The 12,060-nt window shown below is 57.2% G+C and carries 12 protein-coding genes; 8 read left to right on the forward strand and 4 right to left on the reverse strand.

The window, feature by feature from the left end; all coding sequences use genetic code 11:
- The first annotated feature begins 39 nt into the window (after window positions 1-39).
- Both dnaE and OE750_RS11340 read left to right on the forward strand, forming a co-directional pair.
- The gene (gene dnaE / locus OE750_RS11335) at window positions 40-3,543 is read left to right on the forward strand and encodes a DNA polymerase III subunit alpha (protein ID WP_263764318.1); all 3,504 of its coding nucleotides are present in this window, start codon (window positions 40-42) and stop codon (window positions 3,541-3,543) included.
- 96 nt (window positions 3,544-3,639) lie between these two features.
- Window positions 3,640-4,605, forward strand: a complete 966-nt coding sequence (locus OE750_RS11340; protein WP_263764319.1) for a hypothetical protein — start codon at window positions 3,640-3,642, stop codon at window positions 4,603-4,605.
- A 51-nt stretch (window positions 4,606-4,656) separates the two neighbouring features.
- Here OE750_RS11340 and OE750_RS11345 read toward each other — a convergent pair whose 3' ends face one another.
- The gene (locus OE750_RS11345; RefSeq protein ID WP_263764320.1) at window positions 4,657-4,851 is read right to left on the reverse strand and encodes a SlyX family protein; all 195 of its coding nucleotides are present in this window, start codon (window positions 4,849-4,851) and stop codon (window positions 4,657-4,659) included.
- A gap of 93 nt (window positions 4,852-4,944) precedes the next feature.
- On the opposite strand from OE750_RS11345, the gene OE750_RS11350 reads away from it, so the two are divergent.
- From OE750_RS11350 to OE750_RS11370, 5 genes are all read left to right on the forward strand, one after another.
- Window positions 4,945-5,262 carry a hypothetical protein gene (locus tag OE750_RS11350; protein WP_263764321.1) on the forward strand — a complete coding sequence of 106 codons (318 nt, stop codon included), beginning with the start codon at window positions 4,945-4,947 and terminating at the stop codon, window positions 5,260-5,262.
- Between the two features lie 86 nt (window positions 5,263-5,348).
- Window positions 5,349-6,833, forward strand: coding sequence for a histidine--tRNA ligase (gene hisS / locus OE750_RS11355; protein ID WP_263764323.1), 1,485 nt, complete (start codon window positions 5,349-5,351; stop codon window positions 6,831-6,833).
- On the forward strand, window positions 6,833-7,921 hold the full coding sequence (locus OE750_RS11360; RefSeq protein ID WP_263764325.1) for an ATP phosphoribosyltransferase regulatory subunit: 1,089 nt from the start codon (window positions 6,833-6,835) through the stop codon (window positions 7,919-7,921). Before hisS ends, OE750_RS11360 begins: the two co-directional genes overlap by 1 nt.
- Complete coding sequence (gene hisG / locus OE750_RS11365) at window positions 7,918-8,613, forward strand: ATP phosphoribosyltransferase (RefSeq protein WP_263764327.1); 696 nt, start codon at window positions 7,918-7,920, stop codon at window positions 8,611-8,613. Before OE750_RS11360 ends, hisG begins: the two co-directional genes overlap by 4 nt.
- Before the next feature lie 280 nt (window positions 8,614-8,893).
- On the forward strand, window positions 8,894-9,805 hold the full coding sequence (locus tag OE750_RS11370; RefSeq protein WP_263764329.1) for a hypothetical protein: 912 nt from the start codon (window positions 8,894-8,896) through the stop codon (window positions 9,803-9,805).
- A gap of 109 nt (window positions 9,806-9,914) precedes the next feature.
- On the opposite strand, the gene OE750_RS11375 is transcribed toward OE750_RS11370, so the two are convergent.
- Window positions 9,915-10,334, reverse strand: a complete 420-nt coding sequence (locus OE750_RS11375; protein ID WP_263764331.1) for a hypothetical protein — start codon at window positions 10,332-10,334, stop codon at window positions 9,915-9,917.
- 120 nt (window positions 10,335-10,454) lie between these two features.
- On the opposite strand from OE750_RS11375, the gene OE750_RS11380 reads away from it, so the two are divergent.
- Window positions 10,455-10,619 carry a hypothetical protein gene (locus OE750_RS11380; protein ID WP_263764332.1) on the forward strand — a complete coding sequence of 55 codons (165 nt, stop codon included), beginning with the start codon at window positions 10,455-10,457 and terminating at the stop codon, window positions 10,617-10,619.
- A gap of 105 nt (window positions 10,620-10,724) precedes the next feature.
- On the opposite strand, the gene OE750_RS11385 is transcribed toward OE750_RS11380, so the two are convergent.
- Together OE750_RS11385 and OE750_RS11390 are read right to left on the reverse strand one after the other, a co-directional pair.
- Window positions 10,725-11,309, reverse strand: coding sequence for an outer membrane protein (locus OE750_RS11385; RefSeq protein WP_263764333.1), 585 nt, complete (start codon window positions 11,307-11,309; stop codon window positions 10,725-10,727).
- Between the two features lie 278 nt (window positions 11,310-11,587).
- Entirely contained in the window at window positions 11,588-12,019 is a 432-nt protein-coding gene (locus OE750_RS11390; RefSeq protein WP_263764335.1) for a DUF1489 family protein, read from the reverse strand.
- Between the last annotated feature and the right edge of the window lie 41 nt (window positions 12,020-12,060).

Below are 12,060 nucleotides of genomic sequence, written 5' to 3' on the forward strand. Positions count from 1 at the left end.
TGCTTCCCTGTGCCGTGTCACTTGGGTAGGGTTCGCGGTATGAGCAATTCTCCCCGATTCATTCACCTTCGCGTCCACACCGAATACTCCCTTTTGGAAGGGGCTGTTCGGCTGAAGAAGTTGCCGCAGCTTTGTGCCGATATGGGAATGCCCGCCGTTGCGGTGACCGACACCAACAACATGTTTTGCGCGCTCGAATTTTCCGAGGCGGCCAAGGGCGCGGGGCTTCAGCCCATTATCGGGTGTCAGGTTGATCTGGCCTATCACAAGCTTGAGCCGGGCGAGCGCCCGCGCCCGCCTGCGCCTATCGTTTTGCTCGCCCAGAGCGAAGCGGGGTATGAACACCTCATGAAGCTCAACTCTTGTCTCTACATCGACAAGGGCGGCGAGCTGCCGCAAGTGACGCTGGACGATTTGCGTGCCAACGCAGGTGATGTGATCTGTCTGACTGGCGGGCCTGACGGCCCTGTGGGGCGGCTTTTGCGCGCGGGGCAAGACCCTGCAGCCAAGGCGCTTATGAAAGAGCTGGCGGAAATATTTGGCGACAGGCTTTATGTGGAGCTTCAGCGCCATCCGTCCGAGGACGGCAGCCAGCCCGAGGCAGAGCGCCTCACCGAGCGCGGCTTTGTTGAAATGGCTTACGGGATGAACCTGCCGCTTGTGGCAACCAATGATGTCTATTTCCCCAAGTCGTCGATGTATGAGGCGCATGATGCGCTGATTTGTATTGCCGATGGCGCTTATGTGGACCAGCAGGATGACCGCCGCCGCCTTACGGCACAGCATTATATGAAGTCGCCCCGCGAGATGGCTGTGCTTTTTGCCGACTTGCCCGAGGCGCTCGACAATACCATCGAGATTGCCAAGCGCTGTGCCTTTAAGGCCTACAAGCGCGATCCGATCTTGCCGAAGTTTGCTGACGACGAAGTTGTGGAATTGCGCCGGCAGGCCAATGCGGGGCTGAAAGCGCGGCTGGAGGTTATTCCCCATGCTGTGAGTGTGGAAGACTATCAGAAGCGGCTCGATTTCGAGCTTGATATCATCGAGGGTATGGGCTTCCCCGGTTACTTTCTGATTGTTGCGGATTTTATCAAATGGGCCAAGGACAATAACATCCCTGTGGGGCCGGGCCGTGGCTCGGGCGCGGGCAGCCTTGTGGCCTATGCGCTGACGGTGACAGACCTTGACCCCTTGCGTTACTCGCTACTGTTTGAGCGGTTTTTGAACCCCGAGCGGGTCAGTATGCCTGACTTTGATATCGACTTCTGCATGGACCGCCGTGAAGAGGTGATCCGATATGTGCAGGAGAAATATGGCCGCGACAAGGTTGGCCAGATTATCACCTTTGGTGCGCTGCTTTCCAAAGCCGCTGTGCGTGATATTGGCCGTGTGCTGCAAATGCCTTACGGGCAGGTGGACAGGCTTTCAAAGATGATCCCTGTTGAGGGTGTGAAACCTGTCAGCATCGAGAAGGCTTTGGCGGACGAGCCGCGCCTGAGAGAAGAGGCGAAGAACGAGGAAGTTGTTGCGAGGCTGCTCGACTATGGGCAGCAGGTAGAAGGCCTCTTGCGTAATGCCTCGACCCATGCGGCGGGTGTTGTGATTGGTGACAGGCCGCTGGATGCGCTTGTGCCGCTCTATCAAGACCCGCGCTCCGACATGCCAGCGACGCAGTTTAACATGAAGTGGGTTGAGCAGGCGGGGCTTGTGAAATTTGACTTTTTGGGCCTCAAAACCCTCACGGTTATTCAGAATGCTGTGGACCTGATCCATGCCGAGGGGCGTGATTTGCACCATGCGGCCGATGGCACGCTGCTTTATGAGCCGCCTGCGGGGGCGGAGAATGATATTGGCGCGATCCCGCTGGATGACGCCAAGTCTTACGAGCTTTATGCGCGGGCCAAGACAGTGGCTGTGTTTCAGGTGGAAAGCTCGGGGATGATGGATGCGCTCAAGCGCATGAAGCCGACCTGTATTGAAGATATTGTTGCGCTTGTTGCGCTCTACCGCCCCGGCCCGATGGAGAACATTCCGACCTATTGTGAGGTGAAGAACGGGCTGAAAGAGCGAGAGTCTGTGCACCCTTCGATTGACCATATTCTGGAAGAGACACAGGGGATTATTGTTTACCAAGAGCAGGTTATGCAGATTGCTCAGGTGATGGCGGGTTACTCTCTTGGCGGCGCGGATTTGCTGCGCCGTGCGATGGGTAAGAAAATTGCCGAGGAGATGGCCAAGGAGCGCCCCAAGTTTGAAAAGGGCGCGATGGAAAACGGGGTGGACAAGAAGAAGGCCTCAGAGGTTTTTGACTTGCTCGAGAAGTTTGCCAACTACGGTTTCAACAAATCCCACGCGGCGGCTTATGCTGTTGTCAGCTATCAGACCGCCTGGCTGAAGGCGAACCACGCTGTCGAGTTTATGGCCGGTGTGATGAACTGCGATATCCACCTCACCGATAAGCTCGCGGTATATTTTGAAGAGGTGCGCAAGGGGCTTGATCTGAAGTGGGAGCCGCCCTGTGTAAACCGCTCGGGCGCGACGTTTACGGTGAAGGACCAAGTGCTGCATTATGCGCTGGGCGGGCTGAAGAACGTCGGTGTCGAGGCGATGAGACTGATCGTCGAGGCGCGCGGCGATGAGCCGTTTGTGACGCTTTATGACTTTGCGCGCCGCGTTGATTTGAAGCGTGTGGGCAAGCGGCCTTTGGAGATGCTGGCGCGGGCGGGGGCCTTTGATGTGCTCGACCGCAACCGCCGCCGCGTGTTTGACAGCCTTGAGGGGCTGATGGCCTATTCAACCGCTGTGAACGAGCAGAAAAACTCGAACCAGGTGAGCTTGTTTGGTGAAGCGGGGGATGACTTGCCCGAGCCGCGCATGAGCCCTGTGCAGGACTGGCTGCCTGCCGAGCGGCTCGGTGAAGAGTTTAAGGCTGTCGGGTTTTACCTCTCTGGTCACCCGCTTGATGACTATATGGCGCCGCTGAAACGCAAGCAGGTGATCACGCTGGAAGAGGTTGAAGCGCGTGCGCAGGGTGGGCCTTTCCTTGCCAAAATGGCGGGAGTTGTTGCGGGGCGTCAGGAGCGCAAATCGGCGAGGGGCAACCGCTTTGCTTTTGTGCAGCTCTCGGATGTGAGCGGCGCTTACGAGGTGACTGTGTTTAGCGACACGCTTGAAAAGGCGCGCGACTATCTGGAGACAGGCTCGAAAGTTGTGGTGACATGTGAAGCGACGATGGAGGGTGACCAGCTCAAGCTTCTGGCGCGCTCTTTTGCGCCGATTGATGCTGTTGTTGCGGATGCGGGCGAGACCGGTTTGAAAGTCTATGTGGAAGATCAGGGCGCTATCGGAGCTGTTGCCGAAGTTCTGGCCAATGCGGCCAATGTTGCGCAGGGGGCAAGCAAGGGCCCGCTCTATTTCTGCCTGATGGATGCGAGCTTGCCCGGGGAAGTTGAAGTCGATGCGGGACAGAGCTTTCCGATTTCGCCGCAGATCAAAGGGGCGATTAAAAGTTTGGCCGGTGTTCTGGAAGTGCAGGACATCTGAAACAGGCAGGTTTTCGCATAAGTTTTGCCCCACAGGATCGGTACTGGACCGAACAGAGCGCAGCGGGTAAGACGCGATAAAGGAAGGGTTTGGTTTATGAAGCGTTGGGTATTATGCGTTTGTTTCGCCTCGCTTGTGGCAGGCTGTGGCGACCCGTTGCGTGATGTTGAGCGGCTTGCGGAAGTTGAGCTGCAAGATACCAGCGAGACGGCATCAGCCATGGAATTGCCCGAGGCTGCACAAGATGACCGCCCGCTGTTTGAGCGGCTGTTGAGCAAGCGTGAAACCCCTGATGAAGAACCTCTTGTCGAGGCGGTCGAGGGCGTTGAAAATGCGCCCGAAATGGCCGCTGAAACTGTCGCGCTCGCCGAGCCAGAAGACCCAAAACCGCGGGGTTTGCTGGGCTTTTTGAAACCGCAGGCCAGCGAGAAAGAGCCTGCGCAAGCGGGCTTGGAAGGCTTGGCCGAGGAGGGAAAAGTCGCTCCTGAGGCCGGAGTTGTGGCCGCAGCATATTCACCCGAGCCAAAGGCGCGCGAAACGCGTGCGCGGGGCGGGTTATTCAGCCGCAAGAAATCCGCTGTTTTGACGGGGCCGGATGCGCAGGAGATTGCTCCCGGAACGCCGCTGTCTTTTGGGCAGATTGCGCGTGTTTGTGCGCTTCCCAAGTCGGCTCTGGGCACGGAGGTGGACCGCTCGGGCAAATACCGCCTTTATGATAGTGCGAAGGGAACTGCCGCGCAGCGGCCTTATTATATTACAGGCTTCGATGATGGCTGCACCCGTCAGGTCACTGGTGCGCTCGCTATGTTTGGCTCGGCTTCCAACCACGAGTTTATGCGTTACGGTGCGCCACTCAAAGGCAAGCCCTATTCGGAAACAGACAAGGCTTATGAGAAAGCCAAGCGGGACGTCTGCAGGGCGAACAGGGGAAAGCCTTGTGGCGCGCAGATAGGCAAGCTTGAGAAAACCACGGTGTTTGTCACGGTCTACGACCAGTTTGTCGGTGCGCAAAACTGGCATAATATACTGCTCCATGACGGCGCAGTTATGGCTATGAACTGAGGTATCTAAAGGTGCGCAATGAATGCGCACGCTAGGGTTCAAGGTTGCAAATCAATAGTGCGGGGGCCGTTCATCGCCGCCGAAGATATGTGCGCCTTCAGAGCGGTTGCGGCCTGCTTCGGCATCCAGCAGAATTTGCACCTTGCGGGTGAGCAAAGCGATCTCGGTGTCTTGCCGCGCGATGACGGATGACAGCTCGTCTGTTATGCGCTCAAGGTGGGCGATTTTTTCTTGAAGAGATTCCATGGCGTTTCTTTAGCGGGTTTATGATCTGTATCATAGCCCCGCATTGCGCGAAGAGCGACACTAGGCTGGCCCAATTAAAGTATAGGTGAGCGCATGAAACGGATTCTATTTGGACTTATCGGAGCGCTGGCGCTGAGCGGTGCGGCTTATGGCTATGACGGGGAGCAATATGTCGTTTGCAACCTGAACCCGCAGGGCGACAACTTTCTCGCATTACGCAGCTGTGGCTCGACCAAATGCCAGATGCTCCGCACACTGGGACCAGACACGTTTGTCATCACTCTGGAGCCTTACGAGACGAAGGGTTGGCGCGAAGTGATTGTGCAGCAGAACTCGCAGGACTGGTCTTATTCAGGTGTGAAAGGTTGGGTTTATGGCAAATACATTTGCAAGGTGCATTTGGGCGAGTAGGGGGCGAGCGCAAGAGGAGGCTTCTTGCTCCTTGGGGCGTGATCCTTTAGAGGCTGCTCACAAGGATTTAGGCAAGGAAAACCCCGATGGCCAAGGAAAAGAAAGCCCCGCGCCCCAAGGCGGAGACGCCCAAGGGCTTCCGCGACTATTTTGGCGAGGAAGTGAGCGAGCGCGCAGAGATGCTGCGTGTGATCACGGGGGTTTACCACCATTACGGGTTTGACGCCTTGGAGAGCGCTGCTGTTGAAACAGTGCAAGCGCTGGGCAAGTTCCTTCCTGATGTGGACCGCCCCAACGAAGGCGTCTTTGCATGGCAAGAGTTTGACGAAGAAGATAAAGGTGACTGGCTTGCGCTTCGCTATGACCTGACAGCGCCATTGGCGCGGGTATATGCGCAGCACCGCAACGATCTTCCGACCCCATACCGCCGCTATGCTATGGGTCCTGTCTGGCGCAACGAAAAGCCGGGGCCTGGGCGCTATCGCCAGTTTTATCAGTGTGATGCCGATACGGTTGGCACGGCGAGTGTTGCGGCTGATGCGGAGATTTGCGCGATGCTTAGCGACGTGCTGGAGAAGGTGGGCATTCCGCGCGGGGATTACATTGTGCGGGTGAACAACCGTAAGGTTTTGAACGGTGTTTTGGAGGCGATGGGCGTGAGTGATGCTGGCCAGCAGGCTGACGTGCTGCGCACCATCGACAAGTTTGACAAAGTGGGCGAGGCAGGTGTGCGCCAGCTTTTGGGCAAGGGGCGTCTGGACGCTTCGGGCGCGTATATTGACGGTGTTGGGCTGAGTGACGAGCAGGCCGAGCCTGTGGTGCAATTTCTGATTGCCAAGGGGGCGAGCAACGCCGAGACGCTGGAAAACCTGCGCGGCGCTGTCGGTGAAAGCGCGATTGGCACAGAGGGCATTAACGAACTGGAAGAGATTGCCACGCTTTTGGAAGCGCAGGGCTATGGCGCGGATCGTATCGTGATTGACCCCAGTGTTGTGCGCGGGCTTGGATACTACACCGGCCCTGTTTACGAGGCCGAGCTGACCTTTGATATCCTTGATGAAAAGGGCCGCAAGCGGCAGTTCGGCTCGGTTGCGGGCGGCGGGCGGTATGACGACCTTGTGAAGCGTTTCACGGGGCAGGCTGTGCCTGCGACGGGTGTTTCGATCGGAGTTGACCGTTTGCTTGCAGCACTGCGCGAGAAGGGGCGGATTGGCGGCAAGGCGGCCGGGCCTGTTGTTGTCACCGTTATGGATAAGGCGCGGATGGCGGAGTATCAGGGCATGGTTGCGGAGCTTAGGGGCGCGGGTATCAGAGCCGAGGTATATCTGGGTAACCCCAAGAGCTTTGGCAACCAACTGAAGTATGCGGACAAGCGCGAGAGCCCTATCGCTATTATTGCCGGATCGGACGAGGCTGAACGCGGTGTCGTGCAGATCAAAGACCTGATTTTGGGCGCGAAGATTGCTGAAAATGCCACGCATGAAGAGTGGAAAGAGCGCCCCAGCCAGTTTGAAGTGCCGCGCGGTGAACTTGTGAGCAAGGTGCGCGAAATTCTGAGCGGGCAAGGCTAATGACTGTTGGTTTGGCGAAGCGGGCAGAAGCGGCACGCGTGCGGGCGATGTTTGAAGCGGCGGGAGCGCAGCCTGTGGAAACATCGGTTTTGCAGCCCGCGGAGGCTCTGCTTGAGCTCTACGGTGAGGACATTCGCGCGCGGGCTTATGTGACCTCGGATGCTTTGCGCGGCGAGCAGATGTTACGGCCTGACTTTACCGTGCCAGTGGTGCAGATGCACATGCAGCACGGCGCGGAACCTGCGCGCTATACTTATTCGGGTGAGGTATTTCGCCGTCAGGAAGACGATGCGAAGCGCGCCAATGAATATTTGCAAGTCGGTTACGAGGTGTTTGAACGCGATGCGCCGCATGAAGCGGATGCTGAGGTCTTTGCTTTGATCTCTTCGGTGCTCAGAGGCTTGCCTGTGCGCGCAGCGACGGGCGATATCGGGATTTTGCTGGCTGCTGTGGACGGGTTGAAGACGACCGACCGGCGCAAGGCGGCCTTGCGGCGGCATATCTGGCGGCCCCGGCGTTTTCGCGCGTTGATTGACCGTTTTTCGGGGCGGGCTGATGTGCCTGCCAGCCGTGTGGCGCTTTTGGCGGCGGAAGATGCGTTTGCGGAGGCCGGTGTCGAGATTGGCCTGCGCAGCAAACGCGAGGTAGAAGCGCGGATTGCCGCTTTGCGCGAGGATTCCGAGGCAGGCCCGCTGGCGCAGGGTGAAGTTGAACTGATGGACGCCATCCTGTCGGTGCAGGAGATGTTGCCGCACGCTGTGGAACATCTGAGCGATATTGCCGTGGACATGCCGGCGATTGCCGATGCGGTGGACGGTCTGCGCCGCCGCACGGGAGCGCTTGCAGCGCGCGGTGTCGATGTGGCGCAGCTTTCGTTTGAGGCGAGCTATGGCCGTGCGTCGATGGAATATTATGACGGGTTTGTCTTTGGCTTTTATGCCGAGGCGCGGGCCGATCTGCCGCCTGTGGCGAGCGGCGGGCGCTATGATGCGCTGACGCGTCAGCTTGGGCAGGGGGGTGAAATTCCTGCTGTGGGTGGCGTTGTCCGCCCCGGCCTCATGCTTGGCCTGAAGGAGGGCACCTTATGAGCCTGAAGCTGGGTGTGCCCTCTAAGGGGCGCTTGATGGAAAAGACATTCGAGTGGTTTGCCGAGCGCGGTGTGAGCCTGTCGCGTGCGGGTGGCGAGCGTGAATACGCGGGCCGTGTCGAGGGCGTTGAAGGTGTGGAGCTTGTGCTGCTTTCAGCGGGAGAGATCCCGCGGGAGCTGGCGGCGGGGCGGATTCACCTTGGTGTGACAGGGACAGACCTTATCCGCGAGAAACTTGGCCAGTGGGAGCAGCGTGTCGAGGAGTTGGCCGAGCTCGGCTTTGGCCATGCGGACCTGATTATTGCTGTGCCTCAGGCCTGGGTTGATGTGGACACGATGGACGACCTTGACGCCGTCGCGGCGGCCTTTCGGGCGGAGCACGGGTTTCGTATGCGGATTGCCACCAAGTATCACCGGCTTGTACGGGATTATCTGCGTGACTGTGGTGTGGCGGATTACCAGCTTGTCGACAGCCAGGGCGCAACCGAAGGCACGGTGAAGAACGAGACCGCCGAGGCGATTGCCGATATCACCTCGACAGGCGACACGCTGCGCGCAAACCATCTGAAAATCTTGAGTGACGGGCTGATTCTGCGTAGCTCGGCTACGCTTTACCGCGCCCGCAATGCGGCAGTAAGCAATGGCGAGCGCGAGGCGCTGGCAGCACTTGTGGCAAAGCTTGAAGTCGGCTGACTCCTGACAGTCTTATGGGCCGAAAAGGGATGCGATTGCGCCCTCAGTGAGGGCGTGACCGCATCCTTTTGAATGTGTCTTTTTCTGGACTCGTTAGGTGAGCTAAAAATGCCACGCAGCTAAAAGGTTAAAAAAGTGTTAATTTACAACGCGATACGTGCTTGATGCCTTGCCTCGATTTGAGCGAATTTGCATGAAATTTGGCACTTTCTGCTGAAATTTAACCTGCGCAGTGAATTACAAACACAAACACATGCGCATCTGGGAAGGAAAATAAAAAATGAAAATGAATGCACTTTTGGCCGCGGGCTTGGTTCTCACGCTGCCTGCAGTTGCGCAAGCTGGTGAATGGGGTGGCATGGCAACTGTCGGCTTCTCGAAATCCAGCCTCTCGGGCGCGGGTGTTGACGTAAAGTCGACAACGCTCGATTTTAACGGTTACTACGATTTCCAAAACGGTTTCACCGTGGGGTTTGATGCGGGCGTGTCCGCCACAAATGCCGCTGGCATTGCCCTGGACTTGGGCTATCTTGCTCTGGACGGGAAATACAAGTTCCAGAACAACATGACAGCTGGTGGCTATGTTGAGCGCGGTTCAATCGACGTAGACCTGTTGGGGGCCGATGCTGCCGTAACATCTTATGGCCTGACATTCGGGTATGAGACAGACCGGCTTGACGCAGAGGTGTTTCTTGGCAAGAGCAACACCAGCCCGTCACTTCCTGCTGGAGTTGACGTGAAAGACTATGGTGTTCGCGTCGGTTACCAGATTTCACCAAAAGCCTTTGTTGTCGGCTCGTTGGCACGCACGGATATTTCCGGCGTTGGTGGCGGTGTTGATCTTGACATGATCTCGCTGGGCGGTGGTTATGCTTTCAACGACGAGTTCAGCGTCTTTGGTGGCGTTCAGCGCATTTCACTGGATATTGCCAGTGCGGATGCGACGACCTACGGACTTGGCGTTGCTTATCAGCCTGCGCGCATGAACACCGTTCCGATGATTTTCTCGTTGGAATTGGCGCGCACAAGCCTGGATATAGGCGGACCATCAGCTGACCTTAACACAGTTCGCTTGGGTGTAAGCATTCCGCTCGGCAACACCTCTAAAGGTGTTCCTGTAAACAGCTTGGTGAACAACATTGCCAAAGGCGGGCGTAGTGTTGTGACTTCAGGTATTATGGGCGTGTTCTAAGAACATTCCCTGTTAAGCACTGGATGAAAGCCGGCCGCTATTGTGGCCGGCTTTTTCGTTTTGTTAGGGCTTTCACGGCTGCAAGCGGGGATTGCCCTGTGAGGTGCGTTTAGGCCTCTAAGGGGTCCGGCGTGTCTGGGTTGATGTCTTCGGGCGCATCGGCCTCGATGAATTCTTCGGCCTTTTCCTTGAGCATGTTTTTCAATGTCTCGGCGGTTTTGCGACTTTGGCTGCGCTGCATGAGAGGGTCTGGTGCGCGAGCGATGCCTGCGGCATTGGGGAGGGTGACAAACCCGTCTTGGACCATGCGACTTTGCAGGGCGGCGGCGGCGTCTTTGCCTATAGCCAGATCGCGGGCGATGTGTTTTGCAGAACTCGCTCCGCGCAGGCGCGCGTTGAAGACAGCCATGCCATACATAAACTCGTTTGCGACCGGTGCGGCGGCTGGCGCGGCAGCGGCGGGCATGACGGGAAGCAGGGGCAAGAGCCCTGCGGCGGAGGCGGTGCGAAGAAAGTCACGTCTATCCATGCCTGATATATAGGGTTGCACGCTGCTTATTGCGAGTCATTCGCATAAACTTTGTTGTGCAAGCGGATTTTATGGGCGTAAGATTGTGGCATCAGAACCTCTGATTTGGGAGCGCGCGAAATGACACTGGCTGAAGCAATTCTCTGGCCCGGAACCAAGGTCTGCGAACGGATGGGGGTTGACCCCGAGGCGGATGCGGGATTGATCCGCTGGAGCATCAACACGTTTTTCTATCTCGTGGTAAGCCTGATTATAGTTTGGATTATCATTGCCGCGATAAACTGAGCGACTTTCAGGCAGGTATGCACCGGAATGGAAAAGGGCCACCACGCGGATGCGTGATGGCCCGGATTTAGACTGCATTTTGGTCCTGTTCAGGACTGGCTTGTTTTAGAAACGGTAAGTGGCACGCAGTTGTAGTGTTGTGGCGTCGACGTCGATGCCTGAGCCGTCGAAATCGTCAAACTGGTGGTAAAGAACTTCGCCACCGAGTGAGAAGTTTTCAGAGATCATGTGCTCATAGCCTGCACCGACGAAGTAGCCGGTGTCACTTCCGAGTGTGTCGGTATCGGCATGCGCCGCGCCAAGAGTGGCATAGGCCAGACCATCACCGAGCTTGTAGCCGCCGCGCATTTTTAGGCGTGCTACATTTTCGAGCGATGTTGCGCCGCCGACGTCGATATCGGAGATATCATAGTCAATACCACCGCCGAGCACCCAAGTGCCGAAATCATAATCGTAACCAGCTACAAAGCCACCGATTGCGCCGTCGCCATTGAGGCCACCTGTGGCATCAACATCGGCATAGCCGACTTGGCCACCCGCATACCAACCTGTCCAGTCGGCACTGGCCTGTACCGGCACTGCGACCGGTTGAATCATGGGTTCGGGAGTGACGGGCTCGAGGTTGCCTGCCAAGAGGGGAGTTGCAGCCATTGCTGTTGCAGCTGCGAGTGCTGGAATTTTGTAACGCATCGTTCCGTCCTTTCTGTAGGGTTCACACCTGTGCGGCGTTTTGGTCTTACAATCTTGCAGGGCGGGTGAAACCTGCCCCTCGCTTCTTGAGATATACTTCAAATGGCGGAAACAAGGGGTGCAGCCAGGGTGCGCGATCACGACCTCGCGATTGGCGGAAAAATGCTTGGATTTACGGTGAAAACAAGGGGTTTTCGGCGGTTTGTAGCGCAAAAAGGGGGTGTAGTGAAAAAACTGATCCGCTGTTTGTGATGTAACGTAGCGAGGCGAGCCGCCGTTCAGAGCACACCGATATCGGCCAAGGCACCAGCCAGTTCGGGCGGGAGGGCGTCATCATTTTCGCGGCCTTCGGCCAGATCTATCGGGGCGTCTTCGGGCTTGAGATAACGCCAGCCCTGAAAGGGGCGCTTGAGCGCGGGGGCTGTGCGCACCAGCTCGGGATCAAGCACAAAGGCGCAGCGGCGGATGCCATCGTCGCCGATCCGTTCTTCAAAGCCGAGAATCTTCTGGCGGGCCTGAATGCTGCCTTTGATCACCCAATAAATGCTGCCCCCTGCAAGAATCTCTTCCTCGCGTTTGGGCCACATGCGGGTGACATGAAAAGGCAGTCCCTTGGGATGAAGGGCGGCGCGGGTTTTTTGCCACGCATCAAGCGATTCGACACTTTCGGTGCCGACGCTGAGTTTTACCATATGTATTATGTTCTTCATGCATTCCCTCAAGATGTGGTATTATACTTTAGCGAATTTGA

The organism is Lentibacter sp. XHP0401, from assembly GCF_025751535.1.
Classification (GTDB): domain Bacteria; phylum Pseudomonadota; class Alphaproteobacteria; order Rhodobacterales; family Rhodobacteraceae; genus Lentibacter.